Source organism: Lactobacillus kimbladii (assembly GCF_014323605.1).
GTDB classification, from domain to species: Bacteria; Bacillota; Bacilli; order Lactobacillales; family Lactobacillaceae; genus Lactobacillus; species Lactobacillus kimbladii_B.
The window spans coordinates 79,976-103,055 of the sequence record NZ_SCMB01000004.1 but is presented as its reverse complement, the minus strand read 5'-3'; the positions used below and the strand labels follow the sequence as shown (position 1 = coordinate 103,055).

General features: G+C 36.6%; 24 protein-coding genes. 4 read left to right on the top strand and 20 right to left on the bottom strand.

The window, feature by feature from the left end; all coding sequences use genetic code 11:
• Positions 1–9: 9 nt before the first annotated feature.
• The 3 genes from ERK18_RS06945 to ERK18_RS06935 form a co-directional block, all read right to left on the bottom strand.
• A complete protein-coding gene (locus ERK18_RS06945; protein WP_187154848.1) occupies positions 10–759 on the bottom strand; it encodes an ABC transporter ATP-binding protein in 750 nt (249 codons plus the stop codon).
• 180 nt (positions 760–939) lie between these two features.
• A complete protein-coding gene (locus tag ERK18_RS06940) occupies positions 940–1,554 on the bottom strand; it encodes an ECF transporter S component (protein ID WP_081945394.1) in 615 nt (204 codons plus the stop codon).
• 108 nt (positions 1,555–1,662) lie between these two features.
• Positions 1,663–2,472 carry a DUF4931 domain-containing protein gene (locus ERK18_RS06935; RefSeq protein WP_122051830.1) on the bottom strand — a complete coding sequence of 270 codons (810 nt, stop codon included), beginning with the start codon at positions 2,470–2,472 and terminating at the stop codon, positions 1,663–1,665.
• Positions 2,473–2,584: 112 nt separating this feature from the next.
• Between ERK18_RS06935 and ERK18_RS06930 the strand changes: the two genes are divergently transcribed.
• On the top strand, positions 2,585–3,796 hold the full coding sequence (locus tag ERK18_RS06930; RefSeq protein ID WP_187154847.1) for a L,D-transpeptidase family protein: 1,212 nt from the start codon (positions 2,585–2,587) through the stop codon (positions 3,794–3,796).
• Between the two features lie 140 nt (positions 3,797–3,936).
• Here ERK18_RS06930 and ERK18_RS06925 read toward each other — a convergent pair whose 3' ends face one another.
• Complete coding sequence (locus tag ERK18_RS06925; protein ID WP_187154846.1) at positions 3,937–6,468, bottom strand: M1 family metallopeptidase; 2,532 nt, start codon at positions 6,466–6,468, stop codon at positions 3,937–3,939.
• Between the two features lie 223 nt (positions 6,469–6,691).
• Here ERK18_RS06925 and ERK18_RS06920 point away from each other — a divergent pair, with 223 nt between their 5' ends.
• Both ERK18_RS06920 and ERK18_RS06915 read left to right on the top strand, forming a co-directional pair.
• The gene (locus tag ERK18_RS06920; RefSeq protein ID WP_187154845.1) at positions 6,692–7,690 is read left to right on the top strand and encodes an SLAP domain-containing protein; all 999 of its coding nucleotides are present in this window, start codon (positions 6,692–6,694) and stop codon (positions 7,688–7,690) included.
• 178 nt (positions 7,691–7,868) lie between these two features.
• Positions 7,869–8,234 (top strand): aggregation-promoting factor C-terminal-like domain-containing protein, encoded by a 366-nt coding sequence (locus tag ERK18_RS06915; protein WP_187154958.1) that lies wholly within the window; start codon positions 7,869–7,871, stop codon positions 8,232–8,234.
• Positions 8,235–8,332: 98 nt separating this feature from the next.
• On the opposite strand, the gene ERK18_RS06910 is transcribed toward ERK18_RS06915, so the two are convergent.
• The 10 genes from ERK18_RS06910 to ERK18_RS06865 all read right to left on the bottom strand — a co-directional run bounded on the left by ERK18_RS06910 (position 8,333) and on the right by ERK18_RS06865 (position 17,005).
• Positions 8,333–9,217, bottom strand: coding sequence for an SDR family NAD(P)-dependent oxidoreductase (locus tag ERK18_RS06910; protein ID WP_187154844.1), 885 nt, complete (start codon positions 9,215–9,217; stop codon positions 8,333–8,335).
• Between the two features lie 138 nt (positions 9,218–9,355).
• Entirely contained in the window at positions 9,356–9,943 is a 588-nt protein-coding gene (locus ERK18_RS06905) for a TetR-like C-terminal domain-containing protein (protein WP_187154843.1), read from the bottom strand.
• A gap of 50 nt (positions 9,944–9,993) precedes the next feature.
• The gene (locus ERK18_RS06900) at positions 9,994–10,518 is read right to left on the bottom strand and encodes a hypothetical protein (RefSeq protein WP_187154842.1); all 525 of its coding nucleotides are present in this window, start codon (positions 10,516–10,518) and stop codon (positions 9,994–9,996) included.
• A 181-nt stretch (positions 10,519–10,699) separates the two neighbouring features.
• Complete coding sequence (locus ERK18_RS06895) at positions 10,700–10,948, bottom strand: hypothetical protein (RefSeq protein ID WP_187154841.1); 249 nt, start codon at positions 10,946–10,948, stop codon at positions 10,700–10,702.
• 191 nt (positions 10,949–11,139) lie between these two features.
• Positions 11,140–11,958, bottom strand: a complete 819-nt coding sequence (locus ERK18_RS06890) for an alpha/beta hydrolase (RefSeq protein ID WP_187154840.1) — start codon at positions 11,956–11,958, stop codon at positions 11,140–11,142.
• On the bottom strand, positions 11,945–12,715 hold the full coding sequence (locus tag ERK18_RS06885) for a YibE/F family protein (protein ID WP_187154839.1): 771 nt from the start codon (positions 12,713–12,715) through the stop codon (positions 11,945–11,947). Before ERK18_RS06885 ends, ERK18_RS06890 begins: the two co-directional genes overlap by 14 nt.
• Positions 12,712–13,827, bottom strand: coding sequence for a YibE/F family protein (locus ERK18_RS06880; RefSeq protein WP_187154838.1), 1,116 nt, complete (start codon positions 13,825–13,827; stop codon positions 12,712–12,714). The genes ERK18_RS06885 and ERK18_RS06880 overlap by 4 nt, the downstream gene beginning before the upstream one ends.
• A gap of 92 nt (positions 13,828–13,919) precedes the next feature.
• Positions 13,920–14,693, bottom strand: coding sequence for a MerR family transcriptional regulator (locus ERK18_RS06875; protein ID WP_187154837.1), 774 nt, complete (start codon positions 14,691–14,693; stop codon positions 13,920–13,922).
• A gap of 26 nt (positions 14,694–14,719) precedes the next feature.
• On the bottom strand, positions 14,720–15,805 hold the full coding sequence (locus ERK18_RS06870; protein WP_187154836.1) for a D-alanine--D-alanine ligase family protein: 1,086 nt from the start codon (positions 15,803–15,805) through the stop codon (positions 14,720–14,722).
• Between the two features lie 153 nt (positions 15,806–15,958).
• Complete coding sequence (locus ERK18_RS06865; RefSeq protein ID WP_261982450.1) at positions 15,959–17,005, bottom strand: class III bacteriocin; 1,047 nt, start codon at positions 17,003–17,005, stop codon at positions 15,959–15,961.
• A gap of 124 nt (positions 17,006–17,129) precedes the next feature.
• Between ERK18_RS06865 and ERK18_RS06860 the strand changes: the two genes are divergently transcribed.
• Positions 17,130–18,128 (top strand): CAP domain-containing protein, encoded by a 999-nt coding sequence (locus ERK18_RS06860; protein ID WP_187154835.1) that lies wholly within the window; start codon positions 17,130–17,132, stop codon positions 18,126–18,128.
• A gap of 66 nt (positions 18,129–18,194) precedes the next feature.
• On the opposite strand, the gene ERK18_RS06855 is transcribed toward ERK18_RS06860, so the two are convergent.
• The 6 genes from ERK18_RS06855 to ERK18_RS06830 all read right to left on the bottom strand — a co-directional run bounded on the left by ERK18_RS06855 (position 18,195) and on the right by ERK18_RS06830 (position 23,012).
• Positions 18,195–18,668 (bottom strand): nucleoside 2-deoxyribosyltransferase, encoded by a 474-nt coding sequence (locus ERK18_RS06855; protein ID WP_187154834.1) that lies wholly within the window; start codon positions 18,666–18,668, stop codon positions 18,195–18,197.
• Positions 18,669–18,713: 45 nt separating this feature from the next.
• Positions 18,714–19,544: a hypothetical protein gene (locus ERK18_RS06850; RefSeq protein ID WP_187154833.1), complete on the bottom strand. Its 831-nt coding sequence runs from the start codon at positions 19,542–19,544 to the stop codon at positions 18,714–18,716.
• A gap of 11 nt (positions 19,545–19,555) precedes the next feature.
• Positions 19,556–20,239: a TetR/AcrR family transcriptional regulator gene (locus tag ERK18_RS06845; RefSeq protein WP_187154832.1), complete on the bottom strand. Its 684-nt coding sequence runs from the start codon at positions 20,237–20,239 to the stop codon at positions 19,556–19,558.
• A gap of 139 nt (positions 20,240–20,378) precedes the next feature.
• Positions 20,379–21,359, bottom strand: a complete 981-nt coding sequence (locus ERK18_RS06840; protein WP_187154831.1) for a ribose-phosphate diphosphokinase — start codon at positions 21,357–21,359, stop codon at positions 20,379–20,381.
• Between the two features lie 154 nt (positions 21,360–21,513).
• Complete coding sequence (locus tag ERK18_RS06835; RefSeq protein ID WP_187154830.1) at positions 21,514–22,170, bottom strand: alpha/beta fold hydrolase; 657 nt, start codon at positions 22,168–22,170, stop codon at positions 21,514–21,516.
• On the bottom strand, positions 22,167–23,012 hold the full coding sequence (locus tag ERK18_RS06830; RefSeq protein ID WP_187154829.1) for a glycosyltransferase family A protein: 846 nt from the start codon (positions 23,010–23,012) through the stop codon (positions 22,167–22,169). Before ERK18_RS06830 ends, ERK18_RS06835 begins: the two co-directional genes overlap by 4 nt.
• Positions 23,013–23,080 lie beyond the last annotated feature (68 nt).

The following is a 23,080-nucleotide window of genomic DNA, read 5'->3' as shown; positions in this document are numbered from 1 at the left end:
TAGTTCTCCTTATTCGTCAGTATCTAAGTGGTCAATTAATAGATGGTAAAATTCTTGTCTGGACTGACCGTTTTTCAACATTTGCTCACCAATCTTGCCGTCTTTAATAAATAAAATGCGACTGGCAAAGCTGGCAGCAAACGGATCGTGCGTAACCATCAGAGTGGTAATACCATCGTTTTGATTCAAATCAGCCATAGTATAGAGCAATTCGCGGGCGCTCTTTGAATCTAAGGCACCCGTCGGCTCATCGGCAAGCAAAATTGCAGGTTCATGTACTAACGCCCTGGCAGCTGCCACTCTCTGCTTTTGCCCACCTGATACTTCAGCGGGATACTTGGGCAAGATTTCTTTGATGCCTAGTCTAGTTGCAATTTTGTCAACCAGCGGATCAATTTTTCTGGGAGAAATACCCCTTAAACTTAAAGGCAAGGCAATATTTTCACGATTAGTTAAATTTTCCAGCAAATTAAAGTCTTGAAAAATAAAGCCGATTTGCTTACTTCTAAAGTCAGCTAATTGATTGGCATTTAAAGTGCTGTTATCCTCATGGTTAATAAAAACATTGCCTGTTGTCGGTTTGTCCAAAGTTGACAAAATGTTAAGCAAAGTTGTTTTACCGGAACCAGAGGCGCCCATAATGGCTACAAATTCACCTGAATTAACCGCGAAATTAATGCCTTTGAGAGCCTGATACTGCTTTTCGCCATGCTTGCCGTATGTCTTAGTAACTTGGTCTACTCTTAAAATTTCAGTCATTTGTAAGATCCTCTTCGCAATACTTCTGTACTATTTATCTAATACACTAATTCTATTATTAACTTTTGTCAATAAAAAAATAAGCCTTTCCGATTTTGAAAGACTTATCTGAATACTTTTTCCTTGTTTTTAGCGGTCAATTAAGAATATTAAGTTTTTCTTAAAAACACTTCTATTTTCTTAGCCTACTCTGCGTAATACCTTGTTGAGCGGCGTCACAATAATTGGCGTCACAATTGCAGTGAATACTGCCTCAACCAGACCATTCAGACCCAGGGCAATTATTAACGCTGTAATTAAAGGCGTCCCCTGAGCGAAGCTGCCCAAATGGCCTAGCAGTTTGGCAGAGTTGCCCATGAAAACCAGACTGGTTAATAGAATTACAAAAACAGTGTTAGTTAAAGAAGTCACTGCTCCCGCAACCGTGTAGCTTACTTCTTTAATGCTATTTTTCTTTTTAGCAGTTAATTTTCCAATCAGTCCTGGAAAAAGACCCGCCAAAACACTAGGAATTACGGCAATCGCAAAGTTTTGAAAGAGCATTAAGCTGACAATATCCCCAGGTTGCGTATATGCCTGCACCATACGCGCAATACCCCAGAAAATACCAAAAAATGTGCCGGCAATTGGTCCCATAAGCAAAGAATAAATGGAAACAGTCAAAGGAATAGTAGTTATAGCCGGCAAAGTTGGCAATATGCGAATATAACCGATATTAGGAATGAAAGTTTGCAATAAAAAGATTGCGACAAATATGGCAGTAATAGCCAGGTTCTTAGTTTCTTTTCTGCGCATTTGCGTCCTCCTTAAAAAAACACCTTGCTATTATATTGCTTAGAATTATTTGTCGCAAATATTATCTCTGCTAAGTATTAGTTTTAGCAATAATTACTTCAATAAAAGCTATATTTTAAATCCTTTCTCTAAAACTGATCCAGACTCAAAAAAGCGCTTGAATTTTTCAGCTTCCGTAAGTAATTTTTCCCGATTATCTACCTGTGAAAGCTTATAGCCGACAAAATATGGCGAAGCTGTGTAGCGTAAAATCAATTTCGCACAAATCCCCTGATCAAAACGAGGATAAAAGAACAAATTGTAGGAGTCACAGCGACCATTGGACAAAACTTCCAGCATGTATTTAGCACCACTTTGAATCCAGTCAGACCAGTCATCAATACTTTTTTCGTCAAGCAGATTAAAATCTAATTCGATATAGCCTTGAATCGGATGGGTGCCAACGTTAACCTCCAGCCCGTTGTTGTTAAAAATACTAATGCCTTCAAAATTATTGGGCTGCAGATACTTATAGCCGTTCATCTTTTTCAAGCCAACGATTTGCATGTGTGGGTGCTCAAGTGAACCTCCAGAATTTTTGCCAAAATTCTTGTACCACAATACTGATCCGAACTCAGGTGAATCATTCATTTGCTTAAAACATGACAGTGAAAAGCGCATCAAAGCCCGATTATATTCAGGTGAATAGGTAGTGATATCTCCCGCATGTTTATTAGATTCAATCAAAACTGTCTGAACAGTATCCAGCAATGTGGGATATTTGTTATCAAGCCAAATCATCCCTCCCTGCCTTTTTATAATATTAGTCAGTTCCGCCACATTACAAAAGGGACAACCAGAATTGTTTTTCACTTTACGGTAAGAATTAGGCTTTTCTTTAGCTATGTTAACATCAAACACTAATGGGTCATTTTCCATTGGGCAATCCCTCCTAAAAAATTTTCTTAAATCTTGCATTTTACTAGAGCCGCAATAGATGGTAAACTGTAACCGCAATTATTTTTTAAAAAATTCCAACGGTGGTAGAACTATGCAATCAAAAAGAAATTTAAAAAAATACAATAACCGCAATAATATGTTTCTGATTATTATCGGAATAGTTCTGATTTTAGCAGTTATATTTGGCGTGGTTCTATATAATAATCACGTTGAATCGCAAAAGCAGGCTAAAGCATTCGCTATTAATCATTTTAACCCTAATGTTAATATTTATGGAGTTGAAGTTGGAAACTTAACAATTAATAAAGCAACGGCCAAGATTAATCGGAAAGCCAACAATATCGTTTCCCTAGAAAATGGTAAAGTTGCAATTGAACGCGATCCTAACATTGATACGATTAAGAAAAAGGAAGTTGCGAATTACTTTAATAAGCAGCATACAACGATGCCAGATAAGCAAAATTATGAATACCGCAATACTGATTTAGATGCTGCCAATAAAAAACTGCAGGCTGTGAGTCACGCTGTAGTCAATTACCATGTAGCCGGCAAAGACTATCAGCTTAAAGCTCAAAGTCTCATTAATCAGGCAATTTACAAAAAAGGCAAATATTCGTTTCTTAATTCAGAAAATTTAACAGCAAAACTCAATAAAATTGATCAGGAAGTTTCAACTATTCACCAAAGCTACAAGTTCACTGTGCCAAAGTGCAACAAAGTTGCAGGAAGCAAAATTACCGTCAAAAACCAAAGCTATGGCTGGGGTGTTCATGTCAAAAGGGCTCAAGCCGCTGTCGAACAAGCATTTTTAAACGGGACTAAAAATCTTGATGGTAAAGATTACATCTATGGCCTGGGTTATAGTACTTATGGTTTAGGCTATGGTAAAAACAATCATGGCATAGGAAATAACTATATTGTTGTTTCACTTAAAAAGCAGGAAATGTGGATTGTAAAAAATGGCAAATTAGTCGTACATTTGAATGACATTGTCACTGGTACGAGAGATGGCGTTAAGGGTAACAGTACCCCTCAAGGTGTTTGGTATATTCACTATAAGCAAGGTCATGCTGTATTGCGCGGACGCAATAACGACGGCTCTAAATATGCCTCACCAGTCAGATACTGGATGCCGTTTACTTTAAGTGGCTGCGGTTTCCATGATGCGAGCTGGCGCGGCGATTGGAGTAAAAAAGCATATCTACGTGGGGGTTCTCACGGCTGCGTTAATATTAAGCCTAGAGAAATAAAACAAGTTTGGCATAATGTAAGCAAGCATGAACCGGTAATTGTATATGATTAAGTAATTTAATAAGAAATTAAAGGACAAGAATTTAAAAAACTTGTCTTTTTTTGTTATGCAAAAACCTGTTAACTTAATATCAAGTTCACACTCGCTTTAGTTAACAGGTTTTGCAATTTTAAATATTAAATAATTTTTACTTATAAAGCTTCCTTAACAGCCTGATTGACAGCATCCTTTTCAGCATTAATCACGTCAACCTTGGATTCGATATTCTTGGTATCCATTCTGATCTCACGGCCAAGACCCGGCTGATCAACCTTTGGCTCAAAGAATTCTTTGAATTCTTCCAATCTCTTTTCAGTATGGAAAATGTTTGAAGCCACAGTAATATAAGTGGTAAATTCCATATCACCACCGACTGTTTTTTCCAGCCATGACCATTGGTCCCGTAACCAGTCCCAAGCAAATTGTTCGCCTTTTGGATTGGCTAAGACATTCGCAAACCAAGAACGCAAATCTTGAGGCTTAACAACTGCAGCATTCTCAAAATTCTCAATAAGTTTCTTGATTTCAGATGGATTCTTGGTGTTGGTAATACCATCAGTAAGATCGTCCTTATAGTTAGGATCGATGGCAGCTTGATATTCTTTCAGCAAACGATCAACTAGACCCGGTTTATTATAGTTTTTAACTTCATTCATTAAAACATACGGCCGAACTGAAGCATCAATTTCGTTTAAGTTTTGATCGTGCTCAACAAAAATTTGGTGACCATCTTTTATCACAGCAGGATTTTCGGCATACAAAGCTAAGGCTATTTCTAGTGGTCGAATCCTCTTATCATCATCTGTATCAGAATCTTCTGCTTGCCAGCCTAAACGTTTAACTTGCTCTTGGGTTAATTTATTAACAAACGCCTTCAAATCTTTTTCTTGAGCTGAATCAGGTGTAACAAATTTAAATAATGAACGGATACTAGATAACAAGGCACTAATGACAATGTATGATTTAGAATCCGCAAATTTCGGCAGCAATGGTACAATTTCAGCGTATGAGATTTGCTTGCCTTCTGCTAAAAGTCCTAAATCTTGCAATAGTTGTAATTGATCTACCGGTTTAAGCTGATCAAATTCAGCCATAATATCGTTCATCAAGGTTTCATCATAATTAACAATGAAGTGTGAACTATTGCCTACGTTTACACGCAAAGCGTGACCAGCTGCACTGCGTAATTTTTTGTAATCTCCCAGATCCAGTTCTCGTTCAGACATAATCTGCGGTGCCTCAAAGTTTGCGTTCAAAGGAATAGCCCACTTGCGTCCAACTTCTTTGCCTTCACCAACGAAGAACTGCTTTTGACTCAAAATTAAGTGACCAGCTGAGTTTACTTTAGCGGAAACAACAGGGTAACCGGGTTGATCAAGCCAAGTATGCATGATTTTACCAATATCTAAATCAGTGGCAGTCGAAAGAGCATTCCACAAGTCATCACCCGTAGCGTTGCCATATTGGTGCTGTTCAAAGTAATACTTAAGTCCCTTACGCAAAGCATCATCTCCCAAGAGTGCCCGTACCATAACTAGCATTCTTGAACCTTTAGCGTAAACAATCGCACTATCAAAAATCGAATCAATATCAGCTGGATGCTCCACATTAACGTGAACGGATTGGACACCATCAGTGGCATCACGTTTTAAAGCTGCTGGCACCTCAGAAATTTGGTAAAGATTATCCCAAACATGCCAGCTCGGCTCCAAAGCATCAACTGAAACATATTCCATCATGTTAGCGAAACTTTCATTGAGCCACAAGTCATCCCACCACTTCATGGTAACTAAGTCGCCAAACCATTGGTGCGCCAATTCATGAGCGATAACCGTTGCCACATACGCTTTTTGATAAGGAGTAGCATTATCAGGGTCAAGCAAAATTGCGACTTCACGGTATGTGACTAAGCCCCAGTTTTCCATTGCTCCGGCAGAAAAGTCAGGCAGCGCCAATTGCCAAGAATGTGGCAGCGGGTACTTGGTTTGATAAAATTCTTCGTAAAATTCAATTGCCCGTTTTGCGATATCCAAAGCAAAGTCTAATTCCTTGGCTTGATGTGCTTTAGTCGCAAAAACTCCCACTTTAACGCCGTCTTTGGTTTCGGTGATCTTTGATTGTAATTCACCAAAAGCAAAGGCAATCAAGTAGCTGGACATTCTAACCGTTTGTTCGAAGTAGTGCACGCCATCTTCAACTTTAACTTCCGGCATGTTGGCAATCGTAGTTTCACCTTCATGCTCATCATACTTAAGTGCTAAAGAAAAAGTAGCTTTGGCTTCCGGCTCATCAACACATGGAAAAGCCTGACGCGCAGCTGTTGTTTCAAATTGAGTACCGATAATCTGTTTTTGAACACCATCAACTTGATAGTATGACGGATAAATTCCCATCATAGAATCAGTCAGCGGTGCCGAATACTTAATCTCAACTGTGACTTTACCGGTTTGACCCAGTTCAATAGCAATTGCTTCTTTGTCCTCATTGACAGTGAACGGTACATCCTTGCCCGCACTGGTAACAGAAGTAATTTTCATATACTTCTGATTAATTAAAATAGTATTTTCGAGTGCCTCACCTGTAATTGTTGAAGTACCGTTAATAGTTTTCTGTGCCCGATTAATATCTATGAACAAGTCATAGTGTTCAGGGTGAAAAGTTTCATAAAAATGTTTAGCAGCCATATTTACCTCCTAAAATAATAGTTACTATCAATTTTAACAGACATATATGGAAATAACATTAAAACATAATTGCGCCTAGGATTTGTTTCTCGGAGAATAGCAATACCATTACGGTAGTTTCATGTAGTATACTGATAAAAGAAGACAGCAGTTTACTCTCAGTTCGGTTAGGTGCCTTTCTGCCTGTGAAACAATTAATTTTTTATTATAAGGAGTGAAAAAAATGAAGAAGAATAAATTATTCCCCAAATTAGCAATTGCTCTTTGTGGTGTGACTATAACTACAGTTAGTGCAACTGCTATCATTAATAACACTGTTCACACTATTAATGCTACAACTAACCACAAAGGCTATAATAATTGGATTCAATATGGAACGTTAAAATATGCTCTCAAGGGACCAGCTGGCATAGTTTATCCTGCTGGTACACAAGTTGCAAGGTACATGGGTACTCTGAAGAAACCTACTAAACTTTCCTATCCTGGGCGAGCCTTTTTATTATCATTAAGCATCACTCCTTCCCCAGTAGGTATTACACAATTTGGTGGTGGTGAAATTGCAGAAACTTACGTCAATTATGAAGATTGGCAAACATTTCCTGACCCAGATTTAGACAGCTTTGGTATTGATATTGTTGAAAGCTCATCTGATATGACTGATCTGGCCTCTGGTGATTTTCACCCTGTAGATAGCAGCAAGCCTGATGTACCTTATGCTAATACCGACAAATTACATGCTGCATATAACAATTTGGATACAACAGTTAAAAAAAATAATACAAAAAAGGATTATAAAATTCGTACTACATTAACTAACCGCTATCTTGCGGCTACAGCAATGGGAGTTACTCAAGAAAGTGTAGATAAGTTAACACAAGATATTACTAAAGCTATTGCACAATTCAAAAAAACTGGTCATTTAGCCGGTTACAATAAATATAGTAATTCTAATTCAAATACAAATACCAATAAATCATCTAAAAATAAGAGAAAATCGAAAACTATAACTAATCCTGTAAAACACAAAGTAAAAACTCGTAAAGTAAGATTACTTAAGTCCTCTTATTGTTATGACCACAATGGTAAACGTGTATCCGATAAAAAACTCACCAAAGGTATTATCATTCAAATTAACCGCAAGATTTACCACATTAAAGGTAAAAAATACTACCGTATTATCAAGAACCTATACATTCGCGTTACCAATGTTGTAAAAAAATAAAACTTAAATAAAGCAACCTACTACTATAATTAGGATGCTTTATTTTTCAATAGTGGCAAAATTATTAAATTTTTAAAAAATATTGTAAGAGTTGCGTGTTCTTTCTGTAACAACAATGACACATTGACTGTGTATTATTATCCATAGAATTAATACAGTTAATTGTGGGGATTGAAATATATTGAAGAACAGTAAAAGTTTAATACTTAAGTTAATTACAGCACTGGCGCTTTCATTTAGTTTTGTCACTGCTATAAATAATGAAACAAACAATAATAACTCGTGTACACAAACAGTACAAGCCGCTCGTAAAAAGTCAAAAGCTGAACGTGCAGCTAAAAGATGGATTGCTATGCGTGAATCAGGTGGTAATTATTACGCACGCAATGGTGTTTGTTATGGTAAATACCAACTAAATATTGCTTACCTAAACGGTAATTACTCTAAAAAGAACCAAGAAAGAACGGCTGACACATACGTTTACGGTCGTTATGGTTCATGGGTTAACGCCAAGAACTTTTGGTTAGCCCACCACTGGTATTAATAAATATCTCTTTAATACAAATATCCCATTATAAAAAATAGCCTAACAATTAGTTAGGCTATTTTTTATATGAATTTAGATGTTAAAACAAAAGAAATTTAATTTTCTTCATTATGAGTCTTTGACAAGAACGGTGCCAAGGTCTTTAACTCTGGTCCCTTACCGCTGGGAATATTTTCTGCACGAGAGACAATAATTGGATTAAGTCCTGTGTGAGTCAAAATGTAGAATTTATTTTCTTCTAATGCCTTGAACACAATTCCAGGTATTTTATCTATTGGCATGCCCGTCACAATATCTTGTTTAGCACGTTCTTGACCTTCCTTAAATGCTTCACTTGAATAGTAAGGATCATTTTTATCAGTGTATTTAGCTGGTCTGTGATTTTCAGTATGATATAAGTCTGTCTGGACAAAGGCAGGACAAAAGACGTGCATGCTAATGTTAGCTTTTGCAACCTGCATATCATATTCCACTGCCTCAGTCAGTCCCACAGACGCAAACTTAGAAGCAAAGTATGATGGCATGGAAGGACTGGCAACTAGTCCAGCAATTGAAGCTACATTAATAATGTCACAATGATCTTTTTGTTTACGCATAATTGGTATTACGCGTTTTAATGCCCAAACCTGACTCATTAAGTCAGCATGCAAAATCCATTCCCAATCACGAGTAGGAAGTTCACAAATACCACCAGGTACCGCAATCCCGGCTGAATTAATTAATAAATCAATTTCATGATATTCAGCTACTGTCTTTTTGACCATGGCATCAACTTCATCTTCATCGGTTACATCAGTAGGTATACTAATAACATCCGCTCCTAAATCTTTGATATCAGTTTTTGTCTTGCTCAACGCTTCATCATCTATATCAGCAATAGCAAGTTTCATCCCTCTTTTTGCTGCTTCTAATGACAGTGCTCGTCCAAATCCATGCGCTGCACCAGTAATTAATGCAACTTTTTCTTTAAATTCTTTCATAATGCAAGCCTTTCTATTTAATTGTTCAATACTGAACTAACTTACATTATTAATATTAAGCGCTTACTGTATAAATAAAAATATATAATATTTAAAGTTTGTTAGATATTTAACAATTGTGCATATCTATTAGGCAAATTAGCTTTTATGACTTTGATTAGCCATCTTTAAACAATGAACTATTACATCTTTTTGTGTTCTGTGAAACATATCTCTCATTTCCTCTGGAGTCTCTTTTTGTCCATTATTAAGCCAGTCAATAATTATTTCTGTAAAGCCACCAGTAAAGAAATGGGCTATAAAGTCACGGTCTTTCTGACTTACATTTAATTTTTCTTTGCTTATTACTTCATCAATATAGCCAAGAAGTATACGATTTTGTGGTTCCCTAAAAATTGCATTAAATTGTTTAATATCTAAATTTTCATAAATGGCTCGTCCCAAGGTTGGATTAACAGCAAAATATTGAAAAATTTGATATAAATCGTCGTACCATTTTTCATAACCTTTTGACTGCTCTAATAAATTAATTATCTCATCCTGGACAGTCCACTTGATTAAATCAGGTACATCCCTAAAGTGATAATAAAAAGTAGGTCTACTTTTATTAGTTAAAGTAAGTAATTCACAAACAGTAATTTTATTTAAAGGCTCTTTTTTGAGCAACTTCTTTAATGCCCGCGCAAATTCTCTTTTTGTATTTAGTGAAATCTCTTTATTTTTCATTTTATTTGCCACACTGTAACCCAATAATAAAAATTTCCAGCAATTATTTGTTACTTGCCACTATTTTTTTTAATTTTTGCAAAGCGCTCATCCCACTCGTTAACAATTAAATCATCATATTCCTGCTTTAATAAAAAGTTGAGCAAGTCTTTTTTATCAGGCCGGTCTAAAAACAGGTAGCTTTGCGGAATAACAATCTGAGGCAAAACAGTGCGCAACTGGTTAAGTGAAATCTTTTTAACAGCACAAGATTTTAAAATTGGAATAATACAACCATCATCTTTAGGCATAAAATAGTCATAAATTTCGTCATAATCATCATTTTGAATTTCCCGACCTATTTGAGCTAATGTCGTCGCATTGTTACGAATCAAAGGGGCGCACTTGATAAATAACTGAATTCCGCCATTATTGCCTGTAGTATAAACAAAGGCTTGAAAACTATCTTTAAAAAATCTCTTGCGATATTCAATTATTTTTTGTCCCGTTAAAATTTCTTTGACATACTCCTTATGCAAAGAAGTTAGTAAAGTAGGTAAAAACGGATCATAAACTTCATCTTCTATCTTACACATTAATTATTTTCCTTTTCTTTGTTCTTACTTGTGCAAATACTTATGTTTATCATAAATATCTTCGGTTAAACAAGCAACTGAATATTTAAAATACCAGATTAGAAAAACTGAATTATTTTAGACACAAAAAAGCTGAGCTGCACTTCAACCATTGAAATACAGCCCAGCTTTTCTAATCATCTTACGCTCTGTGTTTTAATAAATGAGCCTTTGCAGGTTCACCTTTTAACCAAGTCGCAAAGAATGCATAGCCGAAGACCATCAAAGCAACTACAGCTGCCAAAATAATCATATTATTATTGTTCAGCGTAATTGTCTGTTCCTCATCTAGCAGATTCTTTGACTCATTAACTTGATTGCATAATCCAAAGAATAACATGATTAGACTGCTTAGAGTTAGTAAGCCATTAACTGCCGTTAAAATTTTCATTTTCGTTAACTTCAAAAAATCATGTCCTTTCTTTCGATTTAAATACCAGCATTATATACCCTTTAAAAATAAATGCAAGGCCTTTGCTTAAAATAATTTAAATTTTTTGTTTCCAATATGAATATTATTATAATTTTATAATCAAATCTTCTAAAACCCGAACAAAAAGGAGTACAGCATCTGTACCCCTTTTATTGCCATTCACTTGCCAGCCATTCCTGTGCCAGTTCGAACCAGTGGGCAGCATGTGGATTCTCTTGCCATTCTCTACCCTTAACCACCATATCTTTACGAGCTAGAGAAAAGCCGTGACCACCACGATTGAATATATGGGCTTCACAGGGAACCTTCTTGTCATGCAAGGCTTCCACATATTCAAACGTATTGATTACAAGTACAACTGGATCATCCCAAGCATGGAAGATAAAAGTTGCCGGAGTATTTGCAGTTACACCTAATGAACTATCCTTAATAAATTCATCTTGGGGTACTTTATCTTGTTCATCTTCTGGAATGTCAAAGCCAATTTTAGTCAGATTAATTAAGGGATAACCCAAAATAGTCTTATTAGGCAGAACTTCTGCACTCTTAAAACCAAACTCTTTTTGATATTTTGCAGAGTTAGCCATACTGTTGGCAAAACTGGCAACGTGGCCACCAGCAGAAAAGCCGATTGTGACTATTTTATCTGGATCAATCTGATAGTCTTGCGCATGCTCACGAAAGTATTTAACCGTGCTTAAGACATCAAGCCCGGCATCCGGATAAATGTCACCTTCGTCTTGCACGAGGTTGTATTCCATGACCACGCTGTTAAAGCCGCAATTATTGAAAGCCAAGGCAACCGGCTCTCCCTCTCTTTTAGACAAATGGTCAAAACTGCCACCTGGAACTACTATCGCCAAAGGGTGTTTTGGAGTTACCAATTCACCAATTGAACCCAAGGTGTATGTGTGCAGATTGAACTTGCGCTGGTTAAAATTAGTTAACGCTAAATCATTTACTTTCATTTTCTTCCCCCACTTTTACCATATTTTTTGCTAAAAATGTTGTTGCTAATGGTACTGTTAATAATACACCAATTAGAGAGTACATTATAATCAAAGCCTCATTGACAAACATTTTTTCGTTTAATACCTCACCTAACGTATAATTCAAACGAATGTACCATAAGAATAACGAAAGAAAGCTGCCGAACATCCCAAATAAAATAGTATTCATAGCTGTCCCCAGAACATCGTTGCCGATTTTAGCTCCACTTGCTTTGAGATCGTCATATGATATATCTGGATTATGCTTTTTAATTTCTAAAAGTCCTGAACTCATAGCAACAGCGGATTCGGCTACAGCACCCAGCGTTGAAAATATAGCTACCGCAACTGCAATTAAAGGATAGCTTAACCCCGGCATCTGGGACAATCCTACCAAAATTTCACCTGCTTCAGGTCCAAGACCAGCAGCTTGCGCCAACCATTCAAAACCCATAATTATTACACTAGTTGCCAGGCACACAATCAGTGAAGAATAAAAAGAGTTTTTAGCAACTTGATAATCATGCGTTCCTAAGAAAATAATGGTTACCAGCTTTAACGGGACAAAAATTAAAATCAGAAGTGGAATATTAATCCCCCATGAAATCAGAATAGCAACTAAAATTAATAAGAAAGTATTGATTAAAACACTAAAGAAACTGCGAATCCCTGTTTCACCGCCAACAACAGTCATCAAGATTGCAAGCACAATTAGTAAGGCAGTTAAGGTACTCATTTTTTAATCCCCGCTTTCCGCTTTTTTTCTTCTAAAAACAGCAGGCTGCAACCCGTGGCAAAGACCACCGTCAAAACAATCCCAATTGCGGAAATGATACTTTGTGTGACACCGAGGGAAAGGGTGAAGCCAAAAGTGGATCGCAAGCTGTTGTTATCCCGCAAATAGATAATCGTCATTGGCAATTCTTCTGACATAAAGATTAATACCAAAACGTTAATCAATGGTCCCATTATTTCTTGTCCCATTGTGCGTCCGCTTTGAATTAACTGCTTGGCAGTTAAATCGACCTTAGTCTGGATCAATTCATAAAGACTGGAAATAATGTCGGTGGCTTCGTCCATCACGGCTCCTAAAATTCCCAGTAATGTTTGTGCTAAAAAGATGCCACGAGGATCCTGCGTCGCATAATCTCCCGTTTCGTATTTAATTTCCGATTCTCCTGTCAAACGCATAATTAAGTAGCACAATGCAAAAGAAACAAAAGTGCCTAAAATTGTTGCCAGCCACGTTGCCAGCATCTTGCGGTTAAAACCTTGGACAACCAATAAACTAAAGAATGAAAAAACAATATCAGCTAAACCAAAGAGTAGAACGATATAAGAGCCATTTAGTTTAATATCAAGCATAATCACAAGGTAGAAAATTACCCAGCTGAGTATCATTGATGCAATTAAACCAAACGACTTTTTACCTGAGACTGCCACCATCATCGTGGACATTACTGTCATTGCCAAAACCAAAACCCAGTCTCGTTTAGGATCCTGAATAACCGGTTCACCGTGTTTAACACTGACAAACAGGCGCTGACCTGCACGAAACTTTTGTGTGACTAACTGCGAAGGATAATACATGTTAGTGGTTTCGTAGGTTTGACCTTTAAACTTACCAGACAGGACTTTTAAATGAAGGACCTGTTTTCTAGTTTCGTCTTTATTACCATAGACATCCGTACTTTTTTCTTCCAAAGTATCCTTAATCTTAGTATCGGTAATTACAGCCACATCATTTTTAGAATAAATATCTGTTGCAAAATAGGTGCAGGTAGTTAAAATTAACCCCACAACTGCTATTAATACCGCAAATAAGTAGCGTTTTTTAATTTTTTTCAATCAAATCATTCCAATCGATTTATACTTACCTACTGTAACTTAAAAACAGTTATCAGACATTAATTTTAAGCTAAATTTGTAAAATTTAAATATTATAAAAACCGCTGCCACCAGTGAGTTTTTTCCGGTTCGATCTGCATATCTGCTAACGTGCGGTGGGCATTGGCATTTGCACTTTTTTCAGCATTTTCCTTAGCTTTAGCCAAAATCTCTTCATGCATCTGCTCACTTGATTTTCCCTCATCCTGCGCTACCTGAGCCCGTTTTTCGGCTGCGGTTAGAGGCTTCGTCTCTGGCATTTCCTGCACATCAGTTATGTCATCACCGTTATCGGTAACAATTCCTGAAATATCCGGTAAAATGCTAAAATCTTCTTCAGCATTAGTTTTTTTAGCTGCAGGCTGCTGTAATTGCTTTTGCTCTTTGAGCAGCTCTTTATTCTGCTTTTCAATCTGATCCAATTGCTTTTGCAAGTTACTCAGTGCTGTATTCTGCTGACCAATGGTTTGTTGCAAAGCATTCAGCAATTTCACCATCTGAGAAGTAGACATTACCTCCTGCTTTTTACCGGCATCCTTATGCTGCGATCTGTCTTTTTTATCAGTAACAGCAAAAACTTGTTGAGCAGCCTCTTGCAAAGTCAAGCCATTATCTTGCGCTAATTGGTGAAAGTCTTGGAGGTCTTGCACATCCTGCTTGCTATATAAACGTGCATTTTGCTTAGTCCGTGCATAGTAATCCGATTTACCGGTAACCTTTTCTACAATCAAAGAATATTTACGTAAAGTGGCAACACTAATGTGTAATTTTTTAGCCGTCGCAGAAGGCGCGGTTAATTCTTCAAAATTATGCTTATCTTCGTTCATTAGATATACTCCCCAGCACAACCAAATTAACCAATTTTGTGTAACAAATTTTTCTTATGGTCAAAACGCTCCTGCGCCTTGACAATTAAACGAGTAATTAGTTCAGAATAAGAAATTCCTGCTTCTTCAAAAAGTTTAGGATACATACTAATATTGGTAAACCCAGGCAAGGCATTAACTTCCGTCAGGATCACCTGCTGATCACTTTCACGCAAAGTGGAATCAACCCGGGCTAAGCCACTACATTCTGTGACTTGATAAACTTTTAAGGCGTTTGCTCTTACCTTATCTACAATTTCTTGAGGTAATTTGGCAGGGATTTGCAAAGTAGTGGTGGAATCATCGTCGTATTTATTTTCATAACTGTAAAAAGTACCCGCCGCATTAATAATTTGTCCTACACCGGAAACGATCGGTTTGTCATTGCCTAAAACTGCAGTTTCAACTTCTGTACCATGAATGGTTTCTTCAATTAAGACCTTATCATCATATCTAAAAGCGTCAGCCAGAGCTTCAGCAAATTCTTCTTTATTAGTAACATGATGAACCCCAACTGAAGAGCCTTGATTAGACGGTTTAACAAAAAGGTCACTGCCCAGTTTAGCACTCACTTTGTCATAATCACGTTTGGCATTATTGGCATCTTCATATTCAAAACGCTTAATTGCTATCCAATCAGCCACGGGCACACCAACAGTTTGTGCCAAAATTTTAGTAAATTCCTTATCCATGGTCACGGCAGAAGCCAGCACGTCGTCACCAACAAAAGGCTTGTTTAAAATTCTGAACAGTCCTTGCAAACAGCCGTCTTCACCTAAATTGCCGTGCACAATCGGAAAGAAAACATCAATTTCCGGTAAATTCTTTAGTTGAATTAAATTTGAAATGTTGGCCACTTCATGCGGATTCTCAATAGTATATTTTGGATCCTTTAAGACTTTAAAGGAGTCCTCTTCACTGGCTAAATAACCATCATTGGTAATCCAAATTGGATGGACGTCAAACTTATTTTGATCGATCGCATTATAAATGTTGTGGCCGGACATAATTGAGACTTCATATTCGGATGAATTACCACCAAAAATTAAACCAACTTGTGTTTTCTTAGTCATTATTTTTACCTCTTAGTCATTGTTTCTAACTTTTAATTATACGGCAAGAAAAACCCGAAGAACTGTAAATTAGACAATTTTTTAGGAATATTTTTTATTATAAGCAAAAAGTCTTGTATAAAGCAAAATCAGTAAGCAAAAATTTATACTATATTAAAAATTGTTACTCGTTTCCCAGGTAATTTTATAAAGTTGATTGATTTTGGTTGGATGTTTGCCTAAAGCGGTGGGATCAAAGGACTGATGATAGGCTACGGTTAAATAAAGGTCATTAGCTGCAACTAGTTGAATGCCCTCAAGCTCAGTATAATAGCCCGGAATTTCCAGTTTACTTTCATTGGCTAAATTTACCAACTCCCAAAAAGCGGGATCAACTGCTCCCCAAGGGATTTTAACAATTTTTCTATTTTGACCTAGCTTGTTGTCCGCAAAATGACTGGAAACATAGATTGTGCGGTTATTATCAATGGCAAAACCTTGCAGCGAACCAATTAAGCCGACTCGTCCAGAAAATTGTGGTATTTTAAAGGCGGCTAAACTGTTTATTGTTCTGATATCAACGTATTTGCTTGCAGTTGCAGCTTCATCAAGCGCCTTATTAATTTCAGCTAAATAATAGAGTGCAAAATAACCAGTATAGTCGTTATCACCATAAGCGAGCAGAAAATAACGCAAATCTGGTGAAACTGCAGCTTCTACCCGGGCAAATTGATTGCCTGCACAGCCTACGCCTAAATCAGCTCCCGCATAATTTAAATTTGATAATCGTGGTTGCATTTTGGTATTAGCTGCAATCCTAAAATAATGCGGAATTTTTATGCGCGCAATTTGTTTAGACCAAGTAGACCAGGTGGGATTTAAGTCGTTTGGCTTTGTGCCTACGAACCACTGTCCTGGTCTTCCAGCATACTCCAGTGTTTGAGTATGACCTGCAGCAGTGCCGGTTAAATGCAAAACAGGAATTTGCTTATTAAAAGAGACATTATTACCATTTTGACCGCGATAAACAAAGTTGTCTCCTGCTACGTGTTGCAAAACATAAGTATAGCCGTCAATAATGCTGGTTTTCTGCACTACCACTTGGCGCAAGTCCTGATCTACTGGTCCAGTTACCCCATCCCAGTCGTCTAACTTGCTTAATAAAGCAATTTTGACGTTTTGTGCTGCCTGCATCTTTTCCTCATTAGCCAAGACTGTCATTTCCTCACTAAATTTTTCCAAAAACTCAATCAATTTATTAAATATAATTATTATTTTAAAAATTAAATTCTACTCAGTTTTATTTTGCCTTATAATTTAGGCTAAAGAAAGGAGAGCATCTTAAATGATAAAAAAATTTTACACTGCCCTCTTCTGTTTGCTTTTCATTTTTCCTTTTAGCAATACGCAAGTTTTCGCTGCAGAACTTACTCCAAGTGAAATGAAGGAAGTGAGTCGTTTGCAGCAGGAATATGCACAACTTGATAACACTATTTATAATCTTAATAACCTTTATTTAAACAAGCCACGGTTTAAAACTAAATTTAAGGCGGGCACACTTGTGCCGGACTATCTTAACAGTCAATTGGCATATACAAACTATTATAGAAAGTTATTTAATTTGACTCCTGTTAAAGAAAATTTTCAAGATAATATTGCCGCGCAAAAAACTGCTGCCGTTTTAGCCGCTCTCGATGCTAATCCGATGGTCAATCAGCATAATTTGCCTTACGAAAAAAGGCCGAAAATAATTAATAAAACTACTTGGCAATTAGCCCGCAACATTTCCAGCAAGGCCAATCTTAATTTTAATACCAGTGACCAGACTGCAGGTGAAGTTATCACTGACTTAATTACTGATCGGTACAACTTGACCGGTGCTGACACCGGTCACCGTGCATGGCTGCTATCAACGCGCTTAACTACGACAGGCGCAGGTGCTGCTTACGGCAAAAATGGTTATCGTTATTCTGTGCAAAAAGTTTTTAACCCTGCTGATGTCTTTCGTACTCCCAGTCGAGAAACCGTAACTTATCCCAATAGGGGCGTCTTTCCCATTGAGCTTTTACAAGGTCAAAATATTGCCTGGTCAATTTATTTCTCTAATAAAATTTATGCAGGCACACCAAAAATTACCATTACTGATAAAGATACTGGCAGAACTTATCAAGCAGAAAATGTACGTAATTATAGTCATACAGGCTATGGCAATTTTGAAACTATTATTACCTATTATCCAGGCTCAATTCCACTAGTTCTCGGTCACGAATATGAAGTAAAAATCACGGGTTTAACTAGTTACACCTTTAAGCTGTTTCAACTTCAAAACAAGTCAACAGAATAATAAAAACCTCGAAGAATTATTTTCCTTCGAGGTTTCGTATGTTTTATTATGTGAACTGAGTTAATTTTAAATATAGTTGGCTACGGCAGCTAATAAATCTTTTTCATTATTAACTATGGTGCCATTAAGTTTGATCAGCCCAGTAGTATACAAGTTAACATAATGGAATTGGTTTTCAGCAATTTGGGTCAAAGCTTGTAGCTTCTTTTGGTTAGTAGCTCCCTGCTGACGAGTATCTGTGTATAAACCAATTATCGGAATTTCTTTTGCATAAGCTACGCCTATTTCACTCGCTACACCATTGTCAATGCTGAGGCCGTCAAGAACGGCAATCATCAAATCGCTATTAAGCAGCTTTTCAGTATCAGCTTGAGCAATCATTTTAGAATCAGCGTAAGCCTGTTTATCATTAATTGACGCGTTTTCCTGGGGCAAATATAAATCAATTGAATTATCTATTTGACGTATTTTGGCCGCTAATTGCGCGTTGTAATTAATTTCTGCTTGCGAAAACAGAGCATTTGCAAAATAAATTTTCATATATGTTTCCTTTAAAAAACGATTAATTATTTTAAAACAGAGAGCCTAATTGTTTGGAGAACTAATTTCCCACGGAATTGCACTTAAAATATAAAGAACAACTCCTACAATAACAAAGTCCAGAAAGATACTGCTGCTTATTTCTAACACAAAACCTAATACAGCTAACCCTTCAACATTAAAAATTACTGGAATAATAGCCAATATGCCCGCAATTAATATTAACCAAAAACCTGCCCACATACCACATGCGGTAACTTCGTGAGTCAGCATTTTGGAATTGAAAAATAACTTCATATCACTTATTAATGAACGTAAACTAATAATAGCCATTATCAGTATAATTACATTAACAATTAATAAGACAAAAGCAATATTGCTTCCAAGAGTAATTGTGTTCAGATTAAAAGTATCGATTACATCAAATGGAGCATTATTTTCCTGCTCCTTTAATTTTTCTTGTACTAACTGGGCATCACTAGATGCACCTTGATCAATGTTTAAATCAATGTCATGTAAAATTTGCTTGGCCAATTTCATATTACTAAACTTGAACCAAGGACTCCCAAGAGTATAGTCAATAATATGATCAGCAATTGGTTGAGTTTGCTTAGTAGTCAGCAGATTGGCATTCCCATTTTTATTAGCTCCAATTGTTTCTGCTAGTGCATCAAAATGTTTGTTTACTTGTCTAACTACTACAACCTCATTACTACTGTTTCTAATTTGTCCCTTCATAAAAAAGGGATTAAGGAAAGTCGCGGTAATCATGGTTAGCGATACAATTAGAAAAATGATAAAGGACAGAACCTGTTTGTATTGGTTGTTCTGTTCTTGACTTATTCTGTGCAAACCATCTCGCACGCCATTTGCCATATTTTTCCTTCCTAACAGACAATCTCCTTGTCTTCATCAAACATCGTATCTATTGCATGATGAATGGTCTTAATGTCAGTAGATTCAATAATCTCATGACCCTCTTTAAGCGCCTTTTCAATAGTTGGTTTTGAGGAATGTAAAAAACTGTACATAAATGCTTTGGTACCATAATCAGCTATCTCTTCAGGAGAAACTCCATATTGTTTATTATCATAATAAAGACGCCCTACACCAGTTACGGAAAAGGCAATCCCCATGCGAACTTCTTTTGGATCAAAGTCAAAGTGATTAAACAACTGCTTTTCTTTCAACCAGTCGTTGATAGTTTTACTCCAAAAATCTAACGATTCGTTACTCTTAAATACCTCAGTAATAATACGTTTAAGACCTTCATCATAAACTCCAAGCATTTCAATTGTATAAATAAAAGCTTTAGCGCGAGCCCATACTTCGACTTCCTTGCTAACACTAAACTTTTGCACTTGCTTATCTAATGTATTGAGAATATTCCGAACTACATCAGCAATTAAACTTGCTTTATGTGGATAATATGATTGCAATAAAGATTTGGAAATTCCAGATTTTTCTGCGATCATTTGAAATGAAACACTGTCCATGCCATTTTCTCTAATTAAGTGAAAAGTATTACTTAAAATTGTACGTCTTCTTTTATAATTTTTACGTCGTGCCATAATATTTTCTCAGCTCCTATACATTTGCCTTAATTATACCAATGATATTGAATAAATAAATAAAAATGCACCGGTATATTATTGGCTGATAGTATTTACTAAAGAAACATATACTAAAATAAGCCGTTTATCTACGTAATTACTTTAATTTGCTTTCACTTAACAAATGCATTGAACGGTCATTATATACATAATTAATTCCACGCGCTAAAAGCAAATCGACTGAAATACGAACCATTCTATCTGGATAATGACTATGTTTAATTGTATCAGTTACCACTATTTGTTCGATTGGCAACTCATTCAGAACTTCAGTTGCATTTTGTGATAATAATGCGTGAGTTGATGCAACGTAAACTTTCTTTGCACCTGCTGCTAAAACGGACTTAGTTGAAGAAGAAATTCGCGACCCCGTATCAATTAAATCATCTACAATAATACACTTTTTATCTTTGACGTCACCAATCATATCATGTACATCAGCGTCATAACGTGCATGACGCTGATCAACAATCGCAATTGGAGCATCAAAGTACTGACCAAAATTACGAGCTAGTTTAGCTCCAGAATGATCTGGAGAAACAACCACAATATCGTCTTCTTCTTTAGTAGCAATACCGTTATCTATAAAATACTGTGCTAAAAGTGGCATAGCATGCAAATGATCAACTGGCACATTATAAAATCCTTGAATTTGCGAAGCATGTAAATCAAGTGCAATTAAGTGATCCAGACCAGTAATTTGTAATAAATTAGCTATTAGTTTAGCAGTTATTGGTTCCCGCGAACGAGTTTTGGTATCTGAACGTGAATAAGCCAGGTATGGCACTACCACATTGATTCTGTGTGCTGAAGCGCGATGCAAAGCATCCAAAACAATTTCCAGTTCCATAAAGTTTTCATTTACAGGATCCTGAATTGACTGAATAACGAAAACATCACATCCTCTGACACTTTCACCAATATTAACTTGAATTTCACCGTCACTGAAATGTTGCACAGCAGTTTCAATTAACGGTTTTTTCAAAATTTGCGCAATTTTTTCATTTAATGCGGGATTTCCGCCCAACCCAATCAGCTTCATCGGGTGCAATATTTGAAGAAGTTCTTCCTTGTTCATGACTACCTCGTTTTTTAAAAATTACAATCTTTGCAAGTCTATTATAACCAAAAAAGTCCCCAGTGCCTAGAAAAGTAAAAATTCAAAAAAGCCGAAACTAATATCGGCTTTTAAATATTATGTTTGAAACAAAAATATTCTTAAACTAAATAAACTACTTAAAAAAGTCTTCCATTAAGTTTAGCAGTTTAAAACTCCTAACTGCATAACCTTCATGCTTTTGTCTAGGCATAATCAGAAGCTGTCCTTGAGGAATAATTTGACTGTACCAGCGAACATGTTCTACTTTAACCCAGTCTTTTTCTCCCACGACACAATAAGTCGGTATCTTGATTGCCTTCAAGCTGTCAACAGACATGAAACTTTCTGACAATTCAACTTTACTATCACGGTTCATGCGCAAGAAGCGCAGAAAGCCTTCAGTCAAATAATGATATGATTTGATACCATTGCCATTTACAAAGACACCGGCTACCATGAGCTTTTTAAAGATATTTTGATCCTGACTTGCAAGCATCATTGCCACCAAACCACCGGCATCAAAGCCAAAACAATAGCAGCCTCTGATATTCACCTGCTTAATAAAAGCAGCCAAGTCTTCAACTTCTGTTTGATAGTGCTCGGCAGGTTCTCCCTGACTGAGACCATGGCCTCTCATATCTAGAACATAAACCGTATAGTAAAGAGAAAGCGGGGCAACAATCTGGTCAAACATGCCACCATCTAAATGATGTCCGTGTAATAAAAGCAGCGGGGCACCCTTGCCTAACTTACTGTAATAAAGCTCGTTACCATTAACTTTTTCTCTCATCTTTGGTCTCTTTCACTAGCTTCTACCAAACTTTGATTAGAATTTTTTTCTTTCTTATGCTCATGCCACAAACTGCGAACAATGATCTTAGCAATAATATAGTTAGCTTTAAAATTATCAGGAATCATTTTGGCGTTAAAGTGATGAACCATGCTGTCCTTACGCTGCCAATAATGGTATATAGGTTTACTATCACAATAAAAGCCTTCTGTTAAAGCCAAATATTGCACATTAAATATCTGATCTTCCATGAATGCCAAATTTTCCATGAAGTGAAGATGATTCCTCCGCACGACAGATAATTTATAGCCCTTGTTCCAGGTATAGCCTTTGACTGGAGTAGCCAGGCAATGATTATCACACAAAGAGCCTAATGGGTTGCTGATTAACTGGTAAGTTCTAGCCTTGCCCTTCATACCCTGGACAATTTTTTTGGTAACAGGGATTGAGCCTGGTTTCGTTTCGTAGTCAAGCCAAAAGCCACAGGAAACCATTGCCGCATCCGGATGGTTGTGAAAAGCATTTACAAAAAATGCTGTATAATCGGAATCTACCCAGTCATCACCATCATGAAATGTAAAATATGGCGTATCGACATTGGCAATACCGACATTACGTGCATCAGACAAGCCACCATTGTGCTTGTTTATTATCTTAAAGTAACGGAATCTTTCACGATAGCTTTCTGCTATTTTTCGCGTATTATCCGTTGAACCATCATTGACAATTAACAACTTAAAATTCGGATCGTCTTGCTTAGCTAAATGTTCAAGTGCCCGATCTAAATATCTTTCGACATTGTAAACAGGCATAATGACAGTTAATTCAGGTTGCTGAATCATAGCTCCCTCCTTCAATTTGCTATTATACCATCTTAAATATTAAAAATAACGTAAAGTAAGTAGTACAT